We start from the raw sequence: 24857 nt of genomic DNA, 5'->3' as shown, positions 1-24857 counted from the left end.
GAATAAAATGGAGGTTACCCTATGTCCGGAAATCGCAGAAAGTCGCCGTTTCGCTATGTATTGGAAGAGCCGATCGTATTCGAGCTGTACATCGTGAGTCTGAATTTTACGCCTGCTCCGCGCAAACCCGTCTCGGCGCACATGCATGACATCAGTCGCTCGGGCTGCTTGATCTCGCTGCCGCTTGAGATTCCTGTAGGGAAAAACCGAATCCGTGTGGCTTTGGATTTCGTGTTGAATGAAGATCCGATGCACTTCGAAGGACATTTGCGTTGGAACAAAGAAGAGAATAATCGGCATTACTACGGGGTCGAGATGGATGTACCGGAAGATCAGAAAGACCGTTTACAATTAGAGCTTCGGGGACTGGCAGGGGCAAATCGTATTCGCGTGATGTAAAGCAGAGGATAGAAACGCGGAAGTGAGGGAGAATCAGTCGTTTTCACCATAGAACTTACATTGCGTATTACATCGGACTCTCTCCTTTCTTTTTATTGATCAGGTTAATAGGTTAAAGAATTCGCATGAGCTTGCTTTCTGGCTGCGGCTTATTTGCGTTGCTTACGAAAGTTCGTTCGGTTCTACCGGTTGGCTGAGCCAATGATCGTCCGTTTGAACATGATTTTTACGTACGAATTTGGCTAAACTTTGCTTGAAGCCGTCATAGGCAAAAGGATCAACCAGACGCACCACGTAACCTTCCTGCTCCCCGCCATATTTCGATATACGGGTGTAGCAGTCTTTAACGGCTTGTTCGTCCCAGACTCCCCGATACAGTACCGGAACCGTCGGAATATGCAGCTCGCGCGCCAGACGCTCCGTCTCGTCCCATGACAGGCAGACATTGCGGTCGTCCCAGACCGAGAACAGCATGAAATACCCCGGCAAAGCCTCGTATTTGATCGAATGCTTCGCGTACACATTTTCCCCGCATAACCGCCAGCCTTCCGGAATCAGATAGCGAATGCCTCCGTGCAGCGTTTTGACGTAATGCCGAGAAATATGGTCTTTGCTGTCGAGCGATCGTGCATGGATATGGTCCGGGTACATCGTCGTGTTTTCCCCGTCCATTTTCTCCGTTACGACCACTTCTTTTCCGATAAAATGCGCCGTGTCCCGTAAAATCTTGTCGTCGTCCGTATAGCTTCTGGACCAGGGCAGGTGCATCGTTTTCGGATATTTGATTTTCATGGAATCACCTCTTGAATTCGTTCATGAATCGATACGGCTTGTCAGGCTCATTTTCCATAGGTGTCGGCTTCCGCAAAAAAGTACATTTTCGCCAGCAGTTCGCCGCCCAGCAGATGGTAGACGTTGGACGCTCCAGCGTCTCCGCCGTGCATAATCTCCATGTGCATTTCTGTCCGGCTTGCCACGTCCAGCACGAAATCGTCGTCGTAGCCCAGGCTTTTCAGCAGATTGCAAGACATCGAAGCCGAGACATGCTCGTGGCCGAAGTACGAATAGTAGCCCCGGTTTTCTTTCCACACTTTGCAGAACGGTTTGCCTATATCGTGCAGCAGCGCCGTCCATTGCATCGCGAGCCGGTCTTCCTCTTCGTAAAAAGCGTTCACGTATTCCAACACGGCGTACGTATGCAGAGACAGCGTGCGGCTGTGATGCGGATTGCCCTGGTCATACCCGGGCATCTGCGCGAACAAGGGATGGCGGGACAAATGCGCGAACAGCTCGTCGTGACTCGCTTGCCGAGCCAGCAGTTCTTCGATCTCCGCGCGGTCTAGCGCAAGCTTCGAGCCGTCGGATGCTTCGTCTGCTTGCTCATGCACCAGATGCACATTTTCAAATCCTTCGCCCAGCAGCGGGAACTGAAGATTTTTGGCGTATTTCGTCAAAATCTTGTCGTCCAGCTTGCGTTTGCGCGAAGCGATGCGTCGCTGCGCCGTTTCGTAAAACGTATCGAAAAAGTAGCACTCCACCGGCGTATCGGAGAAACGTTTCAAAAACTTCGCTCGCTTCGCCCGATCTACGTTCGTCGCGTCGAAAATCACGTTCCGTCCGTCCGCCAAAGCCTGCCCGATTTCCCGGAACGCTTCGTCGAAAATGATATAGGTGTTTTTTTGCTTGGATTCGCCGCCGAACAACCGCAGCCGGATACCATCCGTCGAGACGATCACGCCTCGCGTCGATTTTTCCAACTGCCGAGCATAGACGCTTTTGCCGCTGCCGGGAATGCCGACCAGCATATGAATCGTATTCATAAGGAATTCACCTCCTTTCGGCGGTGGTCCCGTCTTTTAGTATACCCCGAATCCAATCTGATGCGAATACCGCGATGGTCCCGGGACTATTGTGGCATTGGCATAGATACAGAATCTGCTTTACGGTCACGGCGACCGAATCGCGTCCGAACGTCTCAATCTCGCTATCGTGTTCGAAAAACCCGTCCTGAATGCCGTTGATCGCGATGGTTACCCGTCAAGCGAACGAAAGCGTTAACCTTGCCTGGTTACGTTCGCTTCGCGGATCAGTTGAAACAGATTGGCGGCGGCTGGCGATAGCGCTTCTCCGCGACGCGTACACATCGCGATGACGTTCTCCAGCGAAAAATCTTTGACGTGAACGCGGCATAACACGCCTCGCTGCACGTCGTCGCGAACGACGAGCGAGGAGACAAAATTGGCGCCGTAACCCGCAATAACGGCTCGGGTCGCTTCATGCAAACCGCTGAACTGTAAAGCCACGCGGGGAGCGGGAAGATTGTGCGTACGGCACAGCGCGAACAACCGCTCCCGGGTCGAGCTGCCTTCGGCGCGCATAACGAAAGGTTCGCGCATTATATCGGCCAAGTCGACACTTCGATTCGCATACGGATGTTCAGGAGCGACGACAAACCATAACTCGTCGCGAAACAACTCCTCGGCTTCGATATCGTCCGAATAGTGTTCGGGCGATCCTCCGTATATGGCGATGTCTGCTTGTAGATCAAGCAGTCGCCGGAGCGCGCCGCCCGAGTGGGTCGTCGTGATCGATAACTCGACTTGTTCGTATCGTTGCTTGAACGCCGCAATCCAGCCAGGAAGCAGAAAATGGGCAGGCAGATAGGTTGCCGCAATCGCTATGCTGCCGACATCGCCATGATTGTACTGCTCGGCGAATTGTTCGATGCGGTATTCAGCGGCAAATAGTCGATTCGCGAGTCGATACACTTCTTGCCCGGCTTCGGTTAACGCAATGCCTCTACCTTCGCGCCGCAGCAGAACCAGCGATAACTCTTGCTCGAACTTTTTGATCTGTGCGGTAATGGCGGGTTGGCTGATGCTTAACTTTTCCGAGGCTCGGGTGACGCTCCCCAGGGAAGCTGTCTCGTAAAACAAACGCAGCGCATGTAGATTCATAGAACCCCCTTTTTTAAGTCGGCATTGCAGACGATGATCTATTTATACATTTTATATATGAATATCGAATAAAGATATATTATATTTATTTCTTTTTCCCATCTACAATTAGGGTGTAAAGACAACCATTCCCGAAAGGAACGTGATTTTGATGAATATGCCAACTCAACCGCAAGACCGTTCGCACACCTGGGCCAAAGTGGATCGTTATCTGGAGCGGAAACTGCTTGTACATGACGCTACGCTAGAAGATGCTTTATATGCGAATGAAGTCGCCGGACTTCCGAATTACGATGTCTCTCCGCTTCAAGGAAAGCTGCTTCATCTGCTTATTCGGATGAGCGGCGCAAAACGTATACTGGAAATCGGCACATTGGGAGGATATAGCGCGATTTGGATCGCAAGAGCTTTGCCTGAAAACGGACATTTGACAACGCTGGAGTTGGACGCCCGACATGCAGAGGTGGCTCGAAATAATCTGCGCCATGCGGGTGTTCCTGATGAACAGGTTCAAATTCGGGTAGGGGATGCACGCGTGCATCTTGCGCAGTTGGAGGAAGAAGGCGCAGAAGCTTTTGACTTTATCTTCATTGACGCGGATAAGCCGAGCAATCCTGCCTACTTGGAAGCGGCGCTTCGATTGTCGAAGCCGGGAACGGTTATTTTGGCGGACAATGTGGTGCGAAACGGCGAGGTGATTGAAGAAACGAGTGCAGATGCGAGAGTGCAAGGGATTCGCGAGTTTTTCGAACGGCTGGAAGGAGACGGACGGATTCAATCGACAGCGTTGCAGACGGTAGGGGTCAAAGGATACGATGGCTTTATGATCGGGATCGTATGCTGAGAAAGCAAAAAGCAGCTGCTCCGTTTAAGGGATGCAGCTGCTTTTTGCCGAGGTCTAAGGCAAGATCGCGAACGACCGTACCGGGAATCCGGACGCTTTTTCCGCTTTCGGTACGATATTGAAGATCACGGCGCCTTTCGGCGGAAGCAGATCCAGGTTTGTGAGCAGCTCCACCTGGTAGGCATCCTGCTCCAATACATAATATTCCCCGATCAGCGCACCGTTTTTCGTATAATCGGCGGCGGAATCGGTATCGAACGTTTCATGGCCAACCGCCGCGATTTTGCGCTGACGGAACAAAAATTCCAACGCTTCTAGCGACCAGCCGGGCGCATGGTTGTTGCCGTCCGCGTCTTGGTTTTCGAACCGCTCCTGACTCGGCCAGCGTTTGCTCCAATCGGTGCGCAGCGCAACGAAGCTTCCGGCTTCGATCGCTCCATGCCGCGCTTCGAAGTCTTCGATGTCGGCTACGCTCAGGGAAAAGTCGGCATCGGCGGCAGCTTGTTCGGATTTGTCGATCACGACCAGCGGCAGTACCAATTCTTTTAACTCCAGCTCATCCAGATAACGCGTGTCGCGCACGAAATGGATCGGAGCGTCCAAATGCGTTCCGTATTGTCCGGCGAAGCTAAAGCGCTGGGCGAAAAATCCGTCATCGTGATTGAACAGCGTTTCGAACTCGGCAGGCGCGAACGCGGCAAAATGCGGGGAGTCCGGTCCGAAGGTGTGGGTCAGATCGATCCATTGTTTTTGTTTGAGTAGCTTAAGCGCGTCGAGCAGTTCGTTTGTCATGAATACCCACCTCTTTTTTCCTTTTTTAATCATTCATTATAGGTGAAAACGTTTCGTGAACACAAGTTTGAAAAGTTTGCGGCTCAGGGAGCAGCTTGACCAAGTTAAATGTAAGGTTACGCTCACCTGAAACTCACCTAAAGCATGTGTGTTTCAGCCGAACGTAAACCTTTAATTAAGTTTGGTTAAGCGTTAGTATAGAAATTAATGTACAGGAAGTAAGAAAGGAGGCATGGACAAATGGAATTCGACAAAACAACTCGCGCCGTTCTGGCTTTCGGCTTATTGGCGATTTTGATTTTTATTCCTTTGCGCGTCGAAATCGGATACCCGGCGATCTACTATACGATTGTCGCCTTGATCGGAATACGAGTCGCTTTTTTACTGATCAACGACAAGAAGAACGAAGAGCGTTTTTTCAGAAGCTGGGAACGCAAAAAGTCTTGGCCCAAGCTGTTGGTCGTATTGTTCGAAGCGCTGAAATCATTGATTTTGATACTGTCTATTGTGGCTTTCGGACAAATCGTCGTCGACGGCTATGATTTTATCGAATTGCTAAGCAACCAGCCGTTAGGCATTCGAATCGTTCTTCCCGCTATGGTGGTGGGGTTCAGCGTGATCCTGGGCTTCGTGAATTTGTATGAAAAAAACCGGAAATACGATCGATTGTATGCGCAGTACCGTCCGTAACCGAAAGCACAGGCAGCATAGCGGATTCCGCAAAGCTGCCCGTGCTTTTTGGTTTATCCGTTTTTCCAGTACGATCGGTAAACGCGCGGTGCATCCAACTCTGCATTCAACTCTTTTGCCGCTTCTGCGGTCCAGAACGGATTGCGCAGGAAAGGCCGTCCGATCGCGATCAGATCAGCCCGTCCGTTGCGCAAAATTTCCTCGGCTTGCTTGCCCGTCTCGATCAGGCCGACCGCTGCCGTAGGCATATTCGCGGCCAGGCGAATGCGTTCGGCGTAAGGAACCTGATAACCCGGATAGACAGGAGGCGCTTCCGGTAACAGGCCGCCGCTGCTGCAATGGATCAGGTCGACGCCTTGCGCTTTCATCCATCTTGCGTATTGCACATGGTCTTCGACGTGATTGCCTTCCGGATGGTATTCTTCAGCCGAGATGCGCACGAAAAGCGGCCCTGTCCACACTGCCTTAACCGCGTCAATGATCTCGCCCAGCAGCCGATAACGGTTGCGGCGTCCGCCGCCATACTGGTCTTCTCGCCGATTGGTGAGCGGGGACAAAAACTCGTTGATCAAAAAACCGTGTGCCGCATGGATTTCGATCACGTCGAAACCGGCATGTTTGGCTCGCTGCGCGGCTTCCCTGAATTGCGTGACGACCTCGGCGATCTGCTTCGTGTTCATGGCTTGCCGGGCTTTTCCTTCAAACGGCACGTCCGACGCGGACAAAGCCGGTTCTGCCGAAGTCTCGTTTTCTTTTTTTCGGCCGGCATGCCAAAGCTGGATTCCGATTTTGGAGCCGAGCCGGTGCAGCGTGTGATTCATGCGTCGAAGCCCTTCCGTTTGAGCTTCGTTCCATAGACCGAGATTGACAGGCACGCTTCGGCCGGAAGGCGATACGGCGGTCGATTCCAACATGATCAAGCCCGCTTGCCCCAATGCGCGGGAAGCGTAATGGATCAGATGCTCCGGTTGGACTATTCCGTCATCCTGTGCAAACGAGGTCGCCATAGGAGCCATCATGATTCGGTTTTTTAAACAAAGAGTTCCGAGATGCAGCGGCGAAAACAACATTGTGATTTCCTCCTTTTGTCAGCGGCTCGCGAGTCCGGTACAATCGATTATAAAGACACCGTTTCTCGGCGAACAGTATGCACTTTTTTGTAGGATACGCACCAAAAGGAGAGTAAAGGAGTGTCGAACGACGTGGAAAAAACTTCAGAACAAACGGCGGAGAACAACCCGTTCGAATATACGTTATCGCTGATCGGCGGCAAGTGGAAAATGAGGATCATCTACCGCCTGTCGCGTCAGCAGACCCAACGCTACGGCGAACTGAAGCAGCATATTACGGGCATCACGCACAAAATGTTGACCAGCCAACTCAAAGAACTGGAATGCTCCGGCATCGTGCACCGTAAATCGTTCAACGAGGTCCCGCCCCGGGTCGAATACACGCTGACGGAAAAAGGAAAAACGTTGATGCCGGTGCTGGATCTGATGTGCAACTGGGGCGTCGAACACCAAAACTGACTTGCCGCGTCATTTTGCGTTTTTGCAGCCTCGCTTGTATGATAAAAAGAAATTAATTCGCTCATTAACGCGTCACCAGAGCAATCCTGTACATTCATGCTTACCGAAAAAGCGGACATTGCCCGCGAACACTGCACCTCAATGAATATTGTTCAGGCCGAAACCCTTTCGCCGATAATCTTTTTAGCCCTTAGCACTTTACCGATTCCCACCCAGCTCGTAGTAAGCGGAGGACAAAGGGAGACGAAGAAGCGCCAGCGTTCGCCTTAAAGACTTTCGGAAGGAAAGTCACATCGAAAGCATATGCTAAAACCGATTCCCACCCTCCAGCCCTGTTTTATACAATCAGAGGGAATCGGTTTTCGACAGCGATCGAAGTCCCCTTTGTCCGCAGCGCCTCACGAGCTCAAACCAGGAGGCCCACATGATGCCCGATTCCCAAAAAACAGCCATATCCGAAGAAACCACGCAAGCTTTCGATACCCTGAAAAACCACGACGCCGTCCGCCGTGCTTTCGATTTCCTTCAAGCCGACAACGACCGTACGACCGAAGAACAGATCGAGCTGACCGAGGTTGAAGCGCCGACCTTCGAGGAAGCGGAAAAAGGCGAATTGTTCGCCCGTAAATTAGCGGCACTCGGTATCGAAGACATCCAGACCGACGAGGTCGGCAATGTGTTCGGCGTACGCCGGGGAAGCGGAAACGGCCCCAAGCTGGTCGTTTGCGCGCATCTCGACACGGTTTTCCCGCGCGGCACCGAAGTCAAAGCCCGCCGCGAAGGCAGCCGTGTCTATGCACCTGGGATTTCCGACGACGGCCGAGGCTTGGCTTCCGTACTCACGATCGTGCGGGCGCTGAACGAAGCCAAGATCGAAACGGTCGGCGATCTGATCATAGGCGCGACGGTCGGCGAGGAAGGGCTCGGCGATCTGCGCGGGGTCAAAACGTTGTTCGCCAACCGCAGCGATATCGACGGCTTTATCTCGATCGAGCCGGGGACGCCGGATCGGATCACTTATCTGGGAGCGGGAAGCAAGCGTTACAAAGTGACTTTCCGAGGACCGGGCGGACATAGCTTCGGCAACTTCGGCACGCCGAGCCCGATTCATGCGCTAGGGCGCGCGATTGCCAAAATTTCGGACCTCGAAGTCCCTCGCAATCCGAAAACCACCTTTAACGTAGGGTTGATCAGCGGAGGGACTTCCGTCAATACGATCTCGGAAACGGCGGAAGCCGTTATCGATATGCGCTCGACCTCGCAAGCCGAACTGGAGAGTTTGGAAACGAAAGTGCTCACCCTGATTCGCGAAGCGGCGGAGACGGAAAATCGTCGTTGGAGAAAACAGGGCGCGATCACGGTTATATTGGAGCGCGTCGGCGATCGTCCGGCAGGTTCGCAATCGCCGGATAGCGAGATCGTGCAGACCGCCGCCGCTGCGGGCCTTGCTATGGGGTTCCGGCCGATCTTGGAAGGGGCAAGCAGCACCGATTCCAATATCCCGATCCATCTGGGTATTCCGGCGGTTACGCTTGGAGGCGGCGGAGATTTCGGCGGCGCGCACACGCTGAATGAATATTATGATCCGACGGATGCCCATCTCGGCGTGCAGAAGATTTTGCTGACGATGCTGGGTTTGACGGGACTGACTGCTGCCACGAAGCCGCTGCTGCCCAAACGAATTTAATGCAAAGCCCGACCCCACACCTTTTTATGGCGTCGGTCGGGCTTTTTCAAAATCGAAAGGGGATAAGGATGATGCGCACCGTAGGCATTTTGATGTTCGACGAAGTGGAGGTGCTGGACTTTGCCGGCCCGTTCGAAGTGTTCGCGCTGGCTTCGATTCGGCAGCCGGACGCTACGGAAGAAAAAGCGTTCCGCGTCGTTACCCTTTCCGAAAAAAAGGGACAGGTCGCCGCTCGCAACGGACTCAAAGTTTCGACCGATTACGGCTTCGACGACCACCCGGCGCTTGACGTGCTGATCGTGCCGGGCGGTTACGGAGCCGAAGAAATCGCGATTCGCAGCGAGGCTACGCTGGCCTGGATCAAGCAGCAGGCCGAATTGTCCGAATTGACCGCATCCGTTTGCACCGGCGCGCTGTTGTTGGCGGAAGCCGGCTTGTTGAACGGGCTTGAAGCGACGACGCACTGGATGGATCTCGACCGTTTGGAGCACGACTATCCCGCAGTCCGCGTACGCCGCGAGATACGGTATGTCGACCAGGGACGTATCGTGACTTCGGGCGGGATTTCGGCCGGAATCGACATGTCGCTGCATCTGGTCGGGCGGCTGTGCGGAACGGACGTCGCGCGAAATACGGCCTTGCGAATGGAGTATGAATGGAGAGCCGTTCCCGAGCCAAATTGAGTTTAGCCTTATGAATCGTGTATAAGTAGAAAAAAGGCCGCGGCGGTGTATATCCACCTTTTCCGCGGCCTACAGGGCTTGACGCTTGAACAGCAACGCGGCTATGCAGATATTCAACGCGCTCCACAATAACGAAATCCCGATCGCGATCGCATATTCGGATAACCGTCCGGTTCCCTGAATCAGCGTCGAAGCCTCCAGCAAGCGTGTCGGCAGATATTTCGCAGCTTCGGGAAGCAAGCCGATGACATAGACGACCGCGAATAACCCGCCTACGCCCAACATAACCCCCGACCCGCTAGCCAAAAAGATCGACAGAGGAAGAATCAACGAAATCAACCAGACGCCCAACACATACACGCAAAAAGCAGAAAATAGCAGATGGGAAGCCGCGCCGTTATCCCAAAAGTATGCCGTGTATCCGTACGTGATCCCGTAACACACCCAGTAGCCGATACTCCAAGACGCGACAAGCACGATCCCTTTCGACGCGATAATCGCCCATCGGTTTAACCCTTTTGTCACGAGAGGGACCAGCGTTCCTTTCGAGCGTTCACGGGTCAAGATTCCGGCAAACAGCAGCAGGAAAACGATCAACACGAGCGGAGCGTTTTTGTAAAACTGCGCCCATGAAGTCAACGCATTTACTTCAATCGCCGAAGCGGACAATCCCATCCCGGCCATGCTCTCCGACATCAAAGCAAACATCCAGGGCGTTAGCTTGGCGATCGCGGGATTCAGGATGCCGAACAGGATGAACACCAGAGCCAGAATCGTCGCTTTCCCTGTACGAATGACTTCCAACCCTTCTTTGCCGATAAAAGCGGTCAATTGTCTCATTCGCGCACCAGCTCCGTAAACAAGTCTTCCAGACTGTGTTCGAGCTTTTCGATTCGCCGCACAGGCAGTTGATGCTCCGTCAGTACGCGCAGTATATCCAGCATGTCCGCCTCCATTCGTTGATCCAGACGGAGAGTTCGTGGCGCTGTGAACAGACTGTCGGGAAAAAGAGCTTTGAACCGGTCCCGATCGTTCTCGGAATCGAATTCAAGTTCAAGCTTCAAGCCGCTGTGTTGAGGCGATTCTTTGATTTGTCGCAGCGTGCCGCTACTTACGATTCGCCCTTTGTGCAGAAAAGCCAGCTCGTCGCATATTCGCTCTACGTCGGATAAAATATGCGTAGAAAAAACGACGGTTGTATGGTTTTTCACAAGTAGCAGCAGCTCTAACACTTCTTTCCGTCCTACAGGATCGAGTGCGGAAGTCGGTTCGTCGCAGATCAGGAGCAGAGGATCGTTGAGCAGAGCTTGTGCAATCCCGAGCCGCTGCTTCATCCCGCGAGAGAATCCCTGGATACGTTGGTCGATTTTCTTCAAACCGACCAACTCCAGCAGCTCGGCACTTTTTCGTTTATACGCCGCTGGTGTCATCCCGGTTATTTTGCCGCACAAGGCCAGATACTCGATCGCAGTCATAAAGCCGTAAAACTCGGGCACGTCCGACAGATAGCCGATATGCCGGTTGGTCGGCGTTTGCCCGAATAAAACACGCTCGCCGTTGACCTTGATTTCTCCTTGATCCGCCGGCAGCAAACCCAAAATCATTTTCATCGTGGTCGTTTTTCCTGCGCCGTTTTGCCCGATAAAACCGAAGATGCTACGTTCGCGCACGGAGAAGCTGAGATCGTGGACCACCGGATGCCCGCCGAACGATTTGGACACCTGGGAAAGGGTCAATATGCTCATCAGACGTCCTCCTTACCCAGCAGGAAATACAGAACGGGGCCGATAAAGTTGATGCCGATCACGATCACGACGATCCATAACGTTCGGCTGCCTCGCTGATACGTCTTGTGCGTGAGGATATGTCTGAGCGTAATTCCGAACAGAATCAGCTCCACTGCGATCAGAGGAACCAGAAAAGGAACAAAATCATGAAGACTCATCAGGTTCGCCCCTTTTCCGATAATGTCTGTTTCAGTCGTTCGTATCCCGCCATGCCCTGCAAATTCTGAAAAGCCGGATGGGCAAAGATCTGCATAGCACTTTCCAGAACCACTTTTTTGTCGCGCGGAGCCGCGCTGCCCAGATCAAGCTGTTCGAACCAAGGCTCGATCGTATCGAAATACCGGTCACCTTTCAACACCATTCCTTGTTCGAGCAGATTCGATATGCAGGACGCGTAGCGCTCCAGGCGTTTGATCGCTTCCTGATTTTTGCCGTGCATCGCATAGACGATCGCCGCTTGATAATGGAACAAAGCCGCCGTGTTCGCATGCAGGCTTTCCAAGCGATACGCGCCGAATACCTGATCCATCCGCTGCATCGTTTCCTCGCACACCGCGAAATCGGCGGCATGGATTCCCATATACTGAGCGGCGCTGCCGATCAACGAAAGCAGATGCGAGAACATGCTGATCTGCGTAAAGCTGTTTGCTTTTTGCGCTTCGTTCGTGATCCGATAGGCTTGGATCAGCAGCGAATCGCTTTGATTGGACAGCCGCATTGGATTCAGCACTTCTTCCAACGTTTCGATGACCTCCGTCATTTTGCCGAGCTGGAGATCGACCGAAGCTTTGAGAATGACGGCATCGTTGACCAATCGAACGTCCCGGCAATCGGCAACGATACGTCCGGCCAGCTCCGAAAGGTCAGTCAATATTTCCTGTTGGCGCGCTTGCCCGTCAGCCAGCATGAAATGATTCAACCAGAGCGTGCACATTTGGAACAGAAACGGATAACAGGAATAATATTTTTTGATCAACGCTTGGCTTTGCCGTATCACATCTTCGAACGGGCGCTCCGCAAAATCGGCTGCCAGGTCGCGATAAATCTTTTGAATCTGTTCTTTGCTCAACTGGGGTTCGTAGCCAAGCAAATCATCAATCGTAACGTCGAAAAAAGCAGCCAACACCGGCAAAATCAAAATATCGGGCATGCTTTGTTTGTTTTCCCATTTGGATACGGATGCTTTCGTCACCCCGATAAATTCGGCCAATTGCTCCTGGGTAATCTTTTTGCGGTGTCTCAGTCTGATGATATTGGTAGAAAAGTTCAGTGTGTCCATCGCGCTCGCCTCCTATATCCATTATCTCTGCGGGGCCACGTGCGCTCAATGGATTGTCGCGATACTTTACGGGAAAAAGTCAACTGCCGGGAAACTTCGTATGCCGCAAGAACGGTTCATTTTACCCGGCTCTGTTCCCGTAAACTGTCCGTATAGGTTGGGCTGACGGACGGGACGGCTGGTTAGAGGGAAGGAAAGAGAGGGAACGCACAGATGAATTCGACGAGCGAAAAAATGGAGCAAGTCGTTCGTGCATACAACGAGAACGAAAAGCATGGCGTGCCGTTTTCCGGCGTAATCGGAGTTAGCGGCGCGTATGCTCAATCGGCAGAAGCCGCGTACGGATATGCCAATCGCAGCGAAAAGATTCCGAATCAAGCAGCTACCCGATTCGGAATCGCGTCAGGCTGCAAAGTATTCACTGCCGTCGCGATTTGCCAATTGGTCGAGCAGGGCAAGCTGGATTTCGATACGAAGCTGAGCGAATGCACGGATACTGCTTTTCCGAATTTCGATCCGGGAATCAACGTGCATCATCTGCTGACGCACAGCTCGGGTGTACCCGATTATTTCGATGAAGAAGCAATGGACGATTTCGAAGAACTGTGGCGCGAGCGGCCGACGTACGGGATGACCGAAGTGTCGCATTTTTTGCCGCTGTTTGCGGAACAACCGATGAAGTTTGCGCCGGGGAAGCGGTTTGCCTACAATAACTCGGGCTATATCCTGCTGGGGCTGATCGTGGAAAAAGTATCGGGGATGAAATTTCGGGACTATGTGCAGACGCATATTTTCGATAGCTGCGGTATGAACGATTCGGGTTACTTCCGCATGGACCGATTGCCGGAACGCACGGCGCTGGGCTACATGGATAGCGAAAAGGATTGGAAAACGAACATTTTCTCCCTGCCCGCGATCGGCGGACCGGACGGCGGAGCGTTCACGACGACAGGCGATCTGGACAAGTTCTGGGACGCGCTGCTGAATTACAAGTTGCTGTCGGAAAAGGTAACGCAAAAGCTATTGTCGCCGCAGATCGCGGAAGACGAAGATACGGCTTACGGCTACGGCATTTGGATCGGAATGGACGGCAAGCAGGTACGCTGCCGCTACATCATGGGCTTCGATCCCGGCGTGTCGATGGTTTCCCGCATATATGCGCAGTCCGGACTGCGGGTGCATGTGCTGGCAAACGTTGACGGCGCGGCTTGGCAGGTAGCCGCGGACGTAGGAGCGAGCACGCGCGAATCAGAGTGTCGAAAAAGCCCAACGTAACTGGAAGCGAGAAGACGGAGAGAAAATTCAGTTCAATACAGGATTTCGAAGAAAACCTGCGGTAACATCCAGCGCTATGTTGACGCCTTTGAACTTGGAAAACTTCAACTAAAATTTTTAATCGACTTTTCCAAGTGAGACAGCGAATTGTGAAGCATTTCGAAGAAATGCACTTCGGAAGCCTATGCTGGCAATTTTTCTCGCAGTCTTCTCGCTTCCCGCACGTGCTTTAACCCTCTAACCCTCGACCTCCACAAACCGCGCTTCGTGCCGCAACAGCCACTCTTTGCGCCAAAGTCCCCCGGCATATCCGGTTAGCTTGCCGCTGGAACCGATGATCCGGTGACAAGGCAAAACGATGCTGAGCTTGTTGCGTCCGTTGGCCGAGCCGACCGCCCGGACAGCGCGTTCGCTGCCGACCGCAATCGCCAAGTCTTTATACGAGCTTGAAGCGGCGTAAGGAACAGCGGCAAGCTCGGTCCATACCGACTGCTGAAAGGTTGTGCCGTGGAAAGCGTAAGGAAAATCGAAGCTGCGACGCTCGCCGCGGAAATATTCGGCAAGCTGAAGCCGGCATGTGCGCAGCGCTTCGGGAATATCCGATGCCGATTCGCTGTTATCGTTCTCGAACGCAAACGCGTCGGGAAAAGGATTGACCGCAGGCCAGCCTTCCGGCATGGCCGTGTCGCTGAACAAGATGGATAACACAGTCGTTTCCGTTCCTTCGATCACAAGCTCGCCCAACGGAGACGGGTAGAGCAGGCGATAGAGCGCGGAGTCGTTCGGCGACGTCGTCGATAAGGCAGGTTGCGGGATGGATAAAGTGTTCATGGCGAAATTCCTCCTGTTAAGTCAAAATGGAAGCTTGCCGCTTTGGAGCCAATAGCGAATGCCACAAGTAAAAGGTTGCGTACGCTTCCCAGCCGTGCCAGCTTGCGGAAGCTTCAATCATCTCGGAAAGAAGCGGCTTGCGATCAAGCTGAAGCCCGCGTTTCAACGCCTGTTGCAACCCGGCATCGCCGACGGGGAACGCGGTAGAGTGCCTGAGGCATTTTAACCCTACGTAATCCGTTGTCCAGGCTCCGATGCCGCGAATCGCAAGCAACGTTTCGCGCGCTTCCGCCGGTTCCATATGCAGCAGCGTTTGTTTATCCAGTTTGCCTTGCTCCATTAGCTGCGCGATGCCGATGATATATTCCGCTTTGCGTCCGGAGAATTGCAGCGGCTTCAGATCGTCCGGCGAGAGGTCGGCAAGGCGTGCGGGTCGGGGGAACAGCAGAAAAGGCTTGTCCGCGGGAAGCGTTGCGTCGGTGGCTGCAAGCGGTTCGCCGTATTGCTCGACCAGCCGCTTTTTCATCGTGTAGGCGAAGCCCAAACTGATCTGCTGACCCGTAATCGACCAGACCAGCGCTTCGAACAGTTCCGGAATCCCGATCAGCCGCAAGCCCGCATGGGCGGATACGACCGGAGCGAGGATCGGATCTTGCTCGGCCAGTGCGTAGAACGGAAGCAGATCTTTGTCAAGACCGAACCATTCCCGCACGTAAACAGCCGCAGCGTCGCGTATTTCGGGGGCGACTTCCCCTTGCGGAAAGTTGATCTCAAGAGAAGCCGAAGCGGCTGCATAACTTAGCTCCAGCAGCACGGGATTTCCGCCAAGTTCGACCGGTTTATACACCCGATTTTCTTCGATCCGGTGCATGATTTCCACATCCGATCGACCCAGATAAGCCAGGCATTCGCTCCAGCTAAAAGGCTCGGACACACGAAGCAGCAGCGGCGATGAGTGGGAGTGTTCGGATGTTGCGTAAAAAGAATCGGATGGGTTCATGGTAAGGGAAGTTCTCCTTTCGTACGAAATGAAAATCGGTATTTGCAAAGGATCGGCGCATCGGTTATTTGCCGGCGGAAGATGAAGACGATTGGCGTTGCGCTGCGTGCGTTTGCTGTCTCGGAATTTTGCGTCGGGCCGCTTCCCGTACAATGGGCGCACCTTGCTCCCGGTATTCGCCCGGCGAACAGCCGTGGTGACGTTTGAACGCTTTATAGAAATTCGAAGGGGTATGGAAGCCCGATTCGTAACAGATATCGAGATTGGATTTGTCGCTGCATCGCAGTAAGTGTGCGGCACGGTCCACGCGGACTTTTTCCAAAACCATGCGCGGCGTCTCGTTCGTCTCCTGCTTGAACAGCCGTTCCAGATAATACGTGCTGAGTTTGACGTGATCCGCGATATCTTTGAGCAGCAGGTTTTCCCGATAATGTTCCACGATAAAGGAGCGGGCTTGGAGCACGAATCCATTCCACGGCGAATGCTCGAATTCCGGCTGGCATCTTTTGCACGGGCGATACCCTGCGGCTTCCGCTTCGTTCAGACGGACATAGAATTCCACGTTTTGCTTTTTCGGCTTGCGGGATCGGCAGGACGGGCGGCAGTAGATGCGGGTTGTTTTGACAGCGGTGAAAAAGAGTCCGTCATACCTCGCGTCGCAGGCCATGATGCGCTCCCACATTTCTTCGAAGGACAGTCGGATCGTTCCGATGGTTGTGTTCATGCGTGCGGCTCCTTTCCGGTTCGGCGGTGACTTCTGAGTTCATTGTAACAGGATGCGGGGGAAAAGGACTCCTCATTATTGCGGTTAAGGTCGGGAAGCTGCTTTTCGAAAACGTGGGGGAGGACGCCTTGAGAGGGCGTCTATAAAGAAGTCTAAGATCCTGTTCGTAAAAGAAGAATGGGCTGCGAGAGAAATTCAGTTCAATTCGCTGTCTCACTCGGAAAAGGGATAGGATTTGAATAAGGAGTTTTCCGAGTTCAAAGGCGTATTTCGCTGAATTTCTTTCTCCGCCTAAGGACATGTTTTAAAAGGCCAGGATCGTTTGAAAAGAGTATAGGGCAGCCTCAAGGGTGCTTGGGTAGAGCGGTTTTCGAAAAGAGCTTTTTGAGGTAGGGTAGATGGAGAGCTTGCTAAGAGGTTCTGATCTGAAGATTCGGTCGGATAACGTATCGTCATTGGGTACAGGGCCTTGAGTGGAAAAGATCGAGTTGCGCGGTGGATCTGGCGGAATAAGGAAAAGGGAATGCGCGCGGGCGCATTCCCTTTTTCTATTGCGTATATGCAGCTTCGTTAGATCTATGTGTCAATGGGTTTTTAAGTATTCTTTGATTCCCGCTACGATCGCGACGGCTACTTTTTGTTGAAAAGCATCCTGCATCATCAGCTTTTCTTCGTTGGCGTTGGTCAGGAAGCCGATTTCGAGCAGGGCGGCGGGCATGGTGGTTTTGCGGATGACTAAGTAGTTGGCCTGCTTCGAACCGCGGTCGCGGAAGCCGGTGGCGGCCAGGACGTGCTTTTGAATGATATCCGACAACGCTTTGCTGCGTTTGGCGTCGGCGTAGAATGTCTCGGTGCCGCCCGCGTTGGACGATGCGGCATTGCCGTGGATCGACAGGAACACGTCGGCTTTGGCGTCTTGGGCGATTTTTACCCGTCCGTCCAGCGGGATAAAGGTGTCGTCGGTTCGCGTCATAATCAGGTCGATATTCGGTTCTTGCTTGAGCAGCGCGGCGACTTTCAAGCTGACGCTCAGCACCATGTGTTTTTCCAGTTTGCCCGTGATTCCGACGCCGCCGGAGTCTTGGTCGCCGTGTCCGGGGTCGATCACGACGACTTTTTTGCCGTCCGTGCCGATCGGCGCGGCTGCGCCGTCGTCATTCAGATCGACGATCACCAGATTGCCTTGCGTGTACAGGTTGTGACCCGTCGCGCGGTTCAGGTCAATCACGACCCGTACCGTAGATGGGCTTTGGCTGAACAGCGAGTACCGGATTTGCTTGACTGTTGAAGAATCCGTTACAGGCAGAGTCACGATTTGTCCGGCCGATGCCGTTTGATTTTGAAGCAGTCCCGGTCCGAACGAGCTGCTCGGAAGATCGACGACGATTCGGTCCGGGCTTTTGAGTACCGAACCTTGAGGTTTCACGGCGCCGTCCGCCGAGAGGGTCAGACGGTTGTCGCTAAAGCTGATGCTGTTGATCGCGGTGACTGTCGAATCTGTAGGCGGTGCGACCGGTACGGTTGGAAGGGAAGGCTCTTCAAGCTCGGATTGCAGATACACCGTACCTGAAGACTGTTCCCATCGAACCGCTACGCCCATTTGCGAGCTGACCAGACGAAGCGGCACATAAGTCGTATTCGAACGAACAAAAGGCGCCTGTTGCATGGCAATACGGGTTGAGCCTGAAGTTGCCGTCAGACTGCCCAGCGTCAGGATCAGCGAACTCGGCGCACTTCCGATTTCGATCCGTCCTGTTGCCTGGTTCCAGTTCACCGAATATCCGAGTTGTTCGGATACGGTTCGAATCGGTACCATCGTTGTTCCTTTGATCGTCATCGCCTGGGCATTGTCCAATTTTTTGCCATTCAGCATGATGCCGGGTTCCGCCGTTGCCGCCAAAGCCTGTCCGGTTGTACCGGGCAATGCTAACGTAACCGCAAGCACAAAGGCCAGAATAATAGCGGCAGCTTTCTTGCATACTTTTCGCTCGAATCTCATGATCACTGCTCCCTTCATGTTAATAGACGTCATTACGATTAAAAAGTTTCTCTGGGGAAAAATAAATTCATGCGGGAAAAATAAGTTGCCGAGTAAAAAATAATGGCGGGGGAGACAAAAAAAGAACCCGCAATTGTGGGTTCTCAGGTTGCCGATGAAGTTACGTAGGCGCGGGGAGACAGAAGGCTCCGAGAAAAATTCGTTCCGGTCGCGTGTTGAAATCGGGAAAACAGATTGAATTTTTAGCGGAATTTTCCCGATTTCAAAGGCGAACACTATCGTTCCTTCACTGAATTTTTCTCTCCGTCTTCTGTCTTCCAGCTACGTTGAACTTTTCGGCATCTGGGAACATGCAATTGAGGGTTCTGTTTTTAGAAAGAAAAGAAGAGAAGAAAGAAAAAAGGATTGGTTCACACGCCTAAATATTCTTTCAAGCCCGCAACGATCGCCAGGGCTACTTTTTGTTGGAAGTCTTCTTGCATCATCAAGGTTTCTTCTTCGCTGTTGCTCAAAAACCCGATTTCGACAAGAGCACCCGGCATGGTCGTTTTGCGGATGACTACATAGTTGGCCTGTTTGGAGCCGCGGTCGCGGAAGCCTGTGGCGGCCTGAACATGCTTTTGAATCGTATCGGACAAGGTCTTGCTGCGTGAGGCATCGGCATAATAGGTTTCGGTGCCGACGGCGCTACTCGTATTGGCTTTGTTGCCGTGGATCGACAAGAATACATCGGCTCCGGCATCGTTGGCGATCTTGGCTCTGTCGTCCAGCGCCACAAAGGTATCGTCGCTGCGCGTCATGATCACATCAATGTTCGGCTCTTGCTTAAGCAGCGCCGCTACTTTCAAACCGACTTGAAGGACCATGTCTTTTTCTTTGACGCCTGTAATCCCGACGCCGCCGGAGTCATGGTCGCCGTGTCCCGGATCGATAACGACGACCTTTTTGCCGTCTGTGCCAACAGGCGGAGCGGTTCCGTCGTCGTTCAGATCAACGAAGATCAGATTCCCTTCCGTGTACAGGTTGTATCCGACAGCTCGATTCAAGTCGATGACGACTCGAATGGTCGAGGGGCTTTCGCTGAACAGCGAGTACCGAACCTGCTTGACCAGCGAAGAGTTTTCCACGGCCAGCGTGCCGACTTTTCCCAGTCCGAGGCTACCGTTAGCCAGCAGGCCGGGGCCGAAAGCGCTGTTTGGCAGATCGACAACGATTCGGTCTGGACCGGCCAGCGTTGAGCTTTTTGGCGTAACCGCGGCTCCGGCCGAGATGGTCAGGCGGTTATCGCTGAAGCTGATTGCATCGATCGACGCGTTGTTCGAAGGAGCGACAGGCGTTGGCGTTGTCGTGCCTGGCGTCTCCGGAACCGTCGGAACGGAAGGCGCGGGCACGGGGGATTGCAGATACACGGTGCGGGACGCCTGCTCCCATTTCACGCCGAGTCCCATTTGCGAACCGACAAAGCGCAGCGGCACATACGTGGTGCTTGAACGGACAAACGGCGCTTGTTCAAGCTGGACGTTGCCGGAAGCGGAACCTGCCGTCGCGCTTCCGATGGTCAACACAAGAGGGGAGGCTTCTCCTCCAATGGTTACGCGTCCTTCGGACTGGTTCCAGTTAACCGAATAACCCAGTTGCTCGGACACGACACGGATCGGCACCATGGTGGTCTGGTTGACGATAACCGGCTCCGCGCCGTTGATCGTTTGGCCATCCAACACGATGCTCGCCTCGGCCGTAGCGGCTGCGGACGCATGCCGTACTGTACCCGGCAGTGCGAAAAGAGCCAGAAGCAGGACGGCGGCAAAGAGGAGAGCTGTTTTTTTCCAGGCAAGATTTCCGAATTTCATTCTCACTTCTCCTTTGGGTTATGTATGAACGCGATGGCACGACGATGAACCTCTAGGAATTTGGACGCCCAAGGCGGAACTAAAGTTTCACTTGTGCAAAAATACAACTTCTACAACCAAAATAGAGCATGATCCGGCAAAATTCAAGAGGTTTTGATTTGACAGAAAAGCAGGAACGCCGTATGCTCTGGTTAAATCGTAATTATTACTATTAAAGTTTTGAGGTGAACAAAGTGGAAGAGTTCGATTGTCTGGTCGTGGGCGCAGGTGCCGCAGGGCTTGGTATAGGATGTGTGTTGCAAGATTTGAAAATCGACCGTTTCGCCGTGTTGGATCGGGGCGGAATCGGCTCTTCTTTTCGACTTTGGCCGAAAGAAACGCGCATGATTACGCCTTCGTTTACGGGCAACGCGTATGGCCTGCTTGATTTGAATTCGATATCGCTGCGCACGTCTCCTGCTTTTACGCTGGGCACGGAGCATCCTTCCGGTGACGAGTATGCGGATTATCTGGAGGCATTGGCCGCTTATCGCAAACTGCCTGTTTATCCAAACACGGATGTTGCGGCTATTCGTCCGTTGGACGGAGGCGGATTTGAGCTGGATACGAGCCGTGGCCCTATGCGAAGCCGTTATGTGATCTGGGCAGCCGGTGAATTCCAATATCCGAATACCGACGCTTTTCCCGGATCTGAGTATGCGACGCACAGCAGTCTTGTTCGTGAGTGGACAGAGCTTCCCGGTGACGAATATATCGTAATCGGCGGGTATGAGAGCGGCGCGGACGCGGCCATTCATTTGGCTCGGCAGGGGAAAAGGGTCACCGTCATCGACCATAGCGGCCGTTGGACAGCAAAAGGGAGCAGCGATCCCAGCTTGACGCTATCGCCGTTTACGAAGGACCGTCTGAAAGATGTTGAAGACGGAAAAATCAAGCTGTTGGCCGGTCACGAGGTACATTGGATCGAGCCCAAGGAGGATGGAGGCTACTTGCTCTACAGCGAGAACGCCAATGGAGAGGAAAGCTTTTTACATACGCCTTATCCCCCGATTTTGGCAAATGGCTTTGCAGGCAGCTTGCGGATGGTGGACGAGCATTTTGCGAAAAAAGAAGACGGCGCCGTGCTGCTGAACGAATACGACGAATCCACGGTTACACCGGGTTTCTTTTTGGCCGGGCCTGGCGTGGTGCATGACGATCTGATTTTTTGCTTCATTTACAAGTTCCGGCAGCGCTTCGGGGTCGTCGGTGGAGAGATCGCCAGACGCCTGGGGCTCGACCTGTCTCCGCTGAACGAATATCGGCGCGAAGGGATGCTGCTGATCGACCTGTCCTGCTGCGAAGAAGATTGCACGTGTTAGGGCGTGTACGCCAATCGGACCCGGATACCGCTTTGCGTTCGACCGTGCCGGTCGGCTTCGAATCGGCAGGCAAGCAGGAGGCGACGTCGCTCGCGACCACAGCGGGGCTTGTATGGTTGTTCTTTTTTTAAAAACGAAAACGATAAAGGTAGGGATCGAATATGGATGCGCTCGATGCGAAAAGATTGGAAGCTTTGCTTCGCGGTTATATTTCGGAAAAAATTCCGCCGAGCATGCGCAGGGCGGTACGAATCGTTTACCGGATGGAGGAGGATTGCGTCACTTTGACCGAAGAACGCCCGGAGCCGCCGCGTTACGGTTGGCAAGGCAAAGACCTGGCGCAGTTCCGTTTGGAACAGGGTGCCTGGAGCCTGTATGCCAAAACGGAAGACGGAAAATGGGCCGAGGCGCCATCGCTGACGCCGCAGCCGCATTTTGAGGATCAGCTTGAGCAGTTCGAGCTTGATCCGGAGGGATTGTTTTGGAAGTGAAGACACGCAGCGTATTGCTCACGGAAACAAGATTTGTCCGGATTGCGGCCGACGATAACGAATTCGCTGATCTTGGCTATTCCTTCAAACGTGCAAGCCGGAAGTCGGAAAAGGAGGAATCGTTACGTCCGTACGCAGAGGAATAACCCGTTTGGTAAATCTGCTGGTTGTACTGTTGGGCGTGTCTTTGATTACGTTCAGCCTGATGCATCTGGCTCCGGGCGATCCGGCCGAAATCATGCTGCGTGCGGACGGCGTGCAGCCGACGCGCGAAGCCGTTGAAGCCCTCAGGCAATCGCTAGGTCTGGACGCGCCGCTGCATATCCAGTACGTCGAATGGCTGGGACGGGTGCTGCGACTGGATCTCGGCTTATCGCTGACCACAGGCAAACCTGTAGCCCAAGAGTTATTAAGCCGCTTGCCCGCTACGGCTTGGCTTGCCTTATGTGCCGTCGTGTTCGCGGCGCTGCTGTCGCTGCCGCTCGGAATCGCGGCGGCCCTTTTCCAGGCGAGCTGGTGGGACCGGATCAGCAAGCTGATCTCGTTGGCGAGCGTGTCCGTGCCGGCCTACTGGTTGGGTCTGCTGTTGTTATTTTACGGGGCGGTTCGGTTGAAAATGTTCCCTGTCGCCGGGATGGATAGTCCTGTTAGCGTCGTGCTGCCTGCATTGACTTTAGGCTTCGGCATTGCCGGCGTATATATCAGGTTGATCCGGACAGGCATGCTGGAAGTGCTTGAACGGCCTTATGTCCGGGCGGCCCGGGCAAGAGGATTACGCGAAGGCGCGGTGATCGCGGGTCATGCGCTGCGCAACGCCCTGCTGCCGAGCATTACGCTGCTCGGCATGCAGATCGGCGCGCTGCTCGGAGGGGCGGTCATTGTAGAGACGCTGTTCGCCTGGCCGGGAATCGGCAAATTCGCGGTCGAAGCGATCTATGCCAAAGACTATGTCGTCATTCAAGGGTATGTGCTGCTGACAGCGCTGATTGTCGTCTTGACTAACAGGGCAGTGGACGGCTTCTACAAGCTGCTTGATCCCAGAATGAAGTGAAAAGGGAAGGATGAACGGCTTGATTATGCCAAAAAATGTTCCGGCCTATCTCGGCGGCTTTATCGTGCTGGGAGTTCTGAGCGTGGGCCTGCTTGCGCCTCTGATAGCTCCTTCGAATCCGCTGGACGTGCATATGACGCATCGATTGGCCGGACCGTCGATGGATTATCCGCTCGGAACCGATCATCTGGGTCGCTGCGTATTGTCCCGTTTGATCTACGGCACCCGGCAGTCTTTGTTCTGCGCGCTGGCCGTCTTGGTCACCGTGCTGGCAATCAGTGTGCCGGTCGGCGTTTTGTCCGGCTATGTCGGAGGGACAATTGATCGTTTTGTGATGCGGATTGTCGATATTTTGCTTGCTTTTCCAAGTCTGATTCTGGCTCTGGCTATTGCCGCGATGCTCGGTCCGGGCCAAGCCCATCTGCTGCTGGCGTTCGCTTCGGTCTGGTGGGCAGGCTACGCCAGATTGATCCGGGGCATGGTTTTGCAGCTGAAAGCGAATGATTATGTGCTCGCTGCCCGCGCTTCCGGTTCTTCGCATTTGCGAATCGCGTTCGACCATGTTTTGCGCGGCGCGGCACGTCCGATTCTGGTACTGGCTTCGATGGAGGTGGGAACGATCATGCTGGCACTGGCCGGTTTGTCGTTTCTCGGTCTGGGATCGCAGCCGCCTGCTCCGGAATGGGGCGTGATGCTGAGCGACAGTAGGCCTTATATCCAGACGGTGCCGAATTTGATGATATTTCCGGGCTTGGCTATTGCGCTATGCGTGTTGGGCTTCAATTTGCTGGCGGAAGGACTGCGCGAACAAAGGAGGGTCGCCAAATGAGCGCTTCTGCTGAAGCTTCTACCGAATTGCTTTGTATCCGGCATTTGACCTTGCGTTACGGCTTCGGGCCTACGGCTGTAACGGCCGCGAACGATGTCAGCTTGTCGGTTAAAGCTGGCCGCATTACGGCGCTGGTCGGCGAAAGCGGCAGCGGCAAAAGCGCCATAGCTTTGGCGGCGATGGGATTGCTGGGTTCGTCCGGACATGTGGAACAGGGCGAAATCCGGTTGAACGGCATCGAGCTTCAAAGCCTTCCGCCGCACAAGCGGAAAGCGTTTCGCGGTCGCGATATAGCGATGGTTTTTCAAGATCCCGCGAACGCGCTCAATCCGGTCCTGCCGATCGGGCGGCAGTTGATTGAGACGATCCGCCGTCATCGACCTGTGGGCCGGACCGAAGCCAGACGGATCGCCGTCGCCCAACTGAAGCGCGCCGGTCTGCCGAATGCCGAATCGCTATTGTCTAAACACGCGTTTCAGCTTAGCGGCGGCATGTGCCAACGGATTATGATCGCGCTGGCGCTTGTGTCGGGAGCCAAGCTGTTGATCGCCGACGAACCGACGACCGCGCTCGACGTCAGCGTGCAGTCGCAAATTTTGCGCGAGCTGCGCCGGGTGAGCCGGGAAGAAGATGTAGGTATTTTGCTTATTACACACGATTTGGGCGTTGTCGCCGAGCTGGCGGAAGATATGTATGTGATGCAGGCGGGGCGGATCGTGGAGTATGGCGACGTTTATTCGGTGTTTGATCATCCTCGGCATGCGTATACACGTGAACTGCTGAATAGCCGGTTATAGCG

28 protein-coding genes are annotated in these 24857 nt (G+C 53.8%); 13 read left to right on the top strand and 15 right to left on the bottom strand.

Going from position 1 to position 24857, the window contains the following annotated elements:
* The first annotated feature begins 21 nt into the window (after nucleotides 1-21).
* Nucleotides 22-399: a PilZ domain-containing protein gene (locus WKI47_RS05135; RefSeq protein WP_340226089.1), complete on the top strand. Its 378-nt coding sequence runs from the start codon at nucleotides 22-24 to the stop codon at nucleotides 397-399.
* Nucleotides 400-561: 162 nt separating this feature from the next.
* Here WKI47_RS05135 and WKI47_RS05130 read toward each other — a convergent pair whose 3' ends face one another.
* Genes WKI47_RS05130 through WKI47_RS05115 form a run of 4 tightly spaced genes read right to left on the bottom strand, consistent with a single transcriptional unit; the run spans nucleotide 562 to nucleotide 3356 of the window.
* On the bottom strand, nucleotides 562-1191 hold the full coding sequence (locus WKI47_RS05130) for an RNA ligase family protein (protein WP_340226088.1): 630 nt from the start codon (nucleotides 1189-1191) through the stop codon (nucleotides 562-564).
* 47 nt (nucleotides 1192-1238) lie between these two features.
* Nucleotides 1239-2219, bottom strand: coding sequence for an AAA family ATPase (locus tag WKI47_RS05125; protein ID WP_340226087.1), 981 nt, complete (start codon nucleotides 2217-2219; stop codon nucleotides 1239-1241).
* Between the two features lie 7 nt (nucleotides 2220-2226).
* A complete protein-coding gene (locus WKI47_RS05120) occupies nucleotides 2227-2421 on the bottom strand; it encodes a hypothetical protein (protein ID WP_340226210.1) in 195 nt (64 codons plus the stop codon).
* A 32-nt stretch (nucleotides 2422-2453) separates the two neighbouring features.
* Nucleotides 2454-3356: a LysR family transcriptional regulator gene (locus tag WKI47_RS05115; protein ID WP_340226086.1), complete on the bottom strand. Its 903-nt coding sequence runs from the start codon at nucleotides 3354-3356 to the stop codon at nucleotides 2454-2456.
* A 151-nt stretch (nucleotides 3357-3507) separates the two neighbouring features.
* On the opposite strand from WKI47_RS05115, the gene WKI47_RS05110 reads away from it, so the two are divergent.
* On the top strand, nucleotides 3508-4200 hold the full coding sequence (locus tag WKI47_RS05110; protein WP_340226085.1) for an O-methyltransferase: 693 nt from the start codon (nucleotides 3508-3510) through the stop codon (nucleotides 4198-4200).
* Nucleotides 4201-4254: 54 nt separating this feature from the next.
* Here the strand turns inward: WKI47_RS05110 and WKI47_RS05105 are convergent, their stop codons facing one another.
* Nucleotides 4255-4992 (bottom strand): cyclase family protein, encoded by a 738-nt coding sequence (locus WKI47_RS05105; protein WP_340226084.1) that lies wholly within the window; start codon nucleotides 4990-4992, stop codon nucleotides 4255-4257.
* 240 nt (nucleotides 4993-5232) lie between these two features.
* Here WKI47_RS05105 and WKI47_RS05100 point away from each other — a divergent pair, with 240 nt between their 5' ends.
* Complete coding sequence (locus WKI47_RS05100) at nucleotides 5233-5682, top strand: hypothetical protein (protein WP_340226083.1); 450 nt, start codon at nucleotides 5233-5235, stop codon at nucleotides 5680-5682.
* Nucleotides 5683-5735: 53 nt separating this feature from the next.
* Here the strand turns inward: WKI47_RS05100 and namA are convergent, their stop codons facing one another.
* Nucleotides 5736-6752, bottom strand: a complete 1017-nt coding sequence (namA, locus tag WKI47_RS05095) for an NADPH dehydrogenase NamA (RefSeq protein ID WP_340226082.1) — start codon at nucleotides 6750-6752, stop codon at nucleotides 5736-5738.
* Between the two features lie 132 nt (nucleotides 6753-6884).
* Between namA and WKI47_RS05090 the strand changes: the two genes are divergently transcribed.
* From WKI47_RS05090 to WKI47_RS05080, 3 genes are all read left to right on the top strand, one after another.
* Nucleotides 6885-7211, top strand: coding sequence for a helix-turn-helix domain-containing protein (locus tag WKI47_RS05090; protein ID WP_340226081.1), 327 nt, complete (start codon nucleotides 6885-6887; stop codon nucleotides 7209-7211).
* A 427-nt stretch (nucleotides 7212-7638) separates the two neighbouring features.
* Nucleotides 7639-8898, top strand: coding sequence for a M20/M25/M40 family metallo-hydrolase (locus WKI47_RS05085; RefSeq protein ID WP_425355435.1), 1260 nt, complete (start codon nucleotides 7639-7641; stop codon nucleotides 8896-8898).
* A gap of 68 nt (nucleotides 8899-8966) precedes the next feature.
* Nucleotides 8967-9581: a DJ-1/PfpI family protein gene (locus WKI47_RS05080; protein ID WP_340226079.1), complete on the top strand. Its 615-nt coding sequence runs from the start codon at nucleotides 8967-8969 to the stop codon at nucleotides 9579-9581.
* A 69-nt stretch (nucleotides 9582-9650) separates the two neighbouring features.
* On the opposite strand, the gene WKI47_RS05075 is transcribed toward WKI47_RS05080, so the two are convergent.
* Genes WKI47_RS05075 through WKI47_RS05060 form a run of 4 tightly spaced genes read right to left on the bottom strand, consistent with a single transcriptional unit; the run spans nucleotide 9651 to nucleotide 12647 of the window.
* Nucleotides 9651-10421, bottom strand: a complete 771-nt coding sequence (locus WKI47_RS05075; RefSeq protein ID WP_340226078.1) for an ABC transporter permease subunit — start codon at nucleotides 10419-10421, stop codon at nucleotides 9651-9653.
* On the bottom strand, nucleotides 10418-11326 hold the full coding sequence (locus WKI47_RS05070) for an ABC transporter ATP-binding protein (protein ID WP_340226077.1): 909 nt from the start codon (nucleotides 11324-11326) through the stop codon (nucleotides 10418-10420). Before WKI47_RS05070 ends, WKI47_RS05075 begins: the two co-directional genes overlap by 4 nt.
* Nucleotides 11326-11526: a PLDc N-terminal domain-containing protein gene (locus tag WKI47_RS05065; protein ID WP_340226076.1), complete on the bottom strand. Its 201-nt coding sequence runs from the start codon at nucleotides 11524-11526 to the stop codon at nucleotides 11326-11328. Before WKI47_RS05065 ends, WKI47_RS05070 begins: the two co-directional genes overlap by 1 nt.
* Complete coding sequence (locus WKI47_RS05060) at nucleotides 11526-12647, bottom strand: helix-turn-helix transcriptional regulator (RefSeq protein WP_340226075.1); 1122 nt, start codon at nucleotides 12645-12647, stop codon at nucleotides 11526-11528. Before WKI47_RS05060 ends, WKI47_RS05065 begins: the two co-directional genes overlap by 1 nt.
* Nucleotides 12648-12881: 234 nt before the next feature.
* Between WKI47_RS05060 and WKI47_RS05055 the strand changes: the two genes are divergently transcribed.
* A complete protein-coding gene (locus WKI47_RS05055) occupies nucleotides 12882-13922 on the top strand; it encodes a serine hydrolase domain-containing protein (protein WP_425355434.1) in 1041 nt (346 codons plus the stop codon).
* 237 nt (nucleotides 13923-14159) lie between these two features.
* On the opposite strand, the gene WKI47_RS05050 is transcribed toward WKI47_RS05055, so the two are convergent.
* From WKI47_RS05050 to WKI47_RS05030, 5 genes are all read right to left on the bottom strand, one after another.
* On the bottom strand, nucleotides 14160-14753 hold the full coding sequence (locus WKI47_RS05050) for a methylated-DNA--[protein]-cysteine S-methyltransferase (protein ID WP_340226073.1): 594 nt from the start codon (nucleotides 14751-14753) through the stop codon (nucleotides 14160-14162).
* A gap of 16 nt (nucleotides 14754-14769) precedes the next feature.
* The gene (locus WKI47_RS05045) at nucleotides 14770-15753 is read right to left on the bottom strand and encodes a DNA-3-methyladenine glycosylase (protein WP_340226072.1); all 984 of its coding nucleotides are present in this window, start codon (nucleotides 15751-15753) and stop codon (nucleotides 14770-14772) included.
* A gap of 64 nt (nucleotides 15754-15817) precedes the next feature.
* On the bottom strand, nucleotides 15818-16477 hold the full coding sequence (locus WKI47_RS05040) for a bifunctional transcriptional activator/DNA repair enzyme AdaA (RefSeq protein ID WP_340226071.1): 660 nt from the start codon (nucleotides 16475-16477) through the stop codon (nucleotides 15818-15820).
* A 583-nt stretch (nucleotides 16478-17060) separates the two neighbouring features.
* Nucleotides 17061-18476: an N-acetylmuramoyl-L-alanine amidase family protein gene (locus WKI47_RS05035; protein WP_340226070.1), complete on the bottom strand. Its 1416-nt coding sequence runs from the start codon at nucleotides 18474-18476 to the stop codon at nucleotides 17061-17063.
* A gap of 410 nt (nucleotides 18477-18886) precedes the next feature.
* The gene (locus tag WKI47_RS05030; RefSeq protein WP_340226069.1) at nucleotides 18887-20326 is read right to left on the bottom strand and encodes an N-acetylmuramoyl-L-alanine amidase family protein; all 1440 of its coding nucleotides are present in this window, start codon (nucleotides 20324-20326) and stop codon (nucleotides 18887-18889) included.
* 233 nt (nucleotides 20327-20559) lie between these two features.
* Between WKI47_RS05030 and WKI47_RS05025 the strand changes: the two genes are divergently transcribed.
* The 6 genes from WKI47_RS05025 (at nucleotide 20560) to WKI47_RS05000 (ending at nucleotide 24855) form a co-directional block, all read left to right on the top strand.
* Nucleotides 20560-21687 (top strand): NAD(P)/FAD-dependent oxidoreductase, encoded by a 1128-nt coding sequence (locus WKI47_RS05025; RefSeq protein WP_340226068.1) that lies wholly within the window; start codon nucleotides 20560-20562, stop codon nucleotides 21685-21687.
* Nucleotides 21681-21818, top strand: a complete 138-nt coding sequence (locus tag WKI47_RS05020; RefSeq protein WP_340226067.1) for a hypothetical protein — start codon at nucleotides 21681-21683, stop codon at nucleotides 21816-21818. Before WKI47_RS05025 ends, WKI47_RS05020 begins: the two co-directional genes overlap by 7 nt.
* A gap of 30 nt (nucleotides 21819-21848) precedes the next feature.
* Nucleotides 21849-22178, top strand: coding sequence for a DUF3024 domain-containing protein (locus tag WKI47_RS05015; RefSeq protein ID WP_340226066.1), 330 nt, complete (start codon nucleotides 21849-21851; stop codon nucleotides 22176-22178).
* 151 nt (nucleotides 22179-22329) lie between these two features.
* Nucleotides 22330-23229: a nickel ABC transporter permease gene (nikB, locus tag WKI47_RS05010; RefSeq protein ID WP_340226065.1), complete on the top strand. Its 900-nt coding sequence runs from the start codon at nucleotides 22330-22332 to the stop codon at nucleotides 23227-23229.
* Between the two features lie 25 nt (nucleotides 23230-23254).
* Complete coding sequence (gene nikC / locus WKI47_RS05005) at nucleotides 23255-24058, top strand: nickel transporter permease (protein ID WP_340226209.1); 804 nt, start codon at nucleotides 23255-23257, stop codon at nucleotides 24056-24058.
* Nucleotides 24055-24855, top strand: coding sequence for an ABC transporter ATP-binding protein (locus tag WKI47_RS05000; RefSeq protein WP_340226064.1), 801 nt, complete (start codon nucleotides 24055-24057; stop codon nucleotides 24853-24855). The genes nikC and WKI47_RS05000 overlap by 4 nt, the downstream gene beginning before the upstream one ends.
* The last annotated feature ends 2 nt before the right edge of the window (nucleotides 24856-24857 follow it).

Source organism: Saccharibacillus sacchari (assembly GCF_037722395.1).
Lineage (GTDB): Bacteria > Bacillota > Bacilli > Paenibacillales > Paenibacillaceae > Saccharibacillus > Saccharibacillus sacchari_A.
This window is presented reverse-complemented; position numbering and strand designations above follow the sequence as displayed.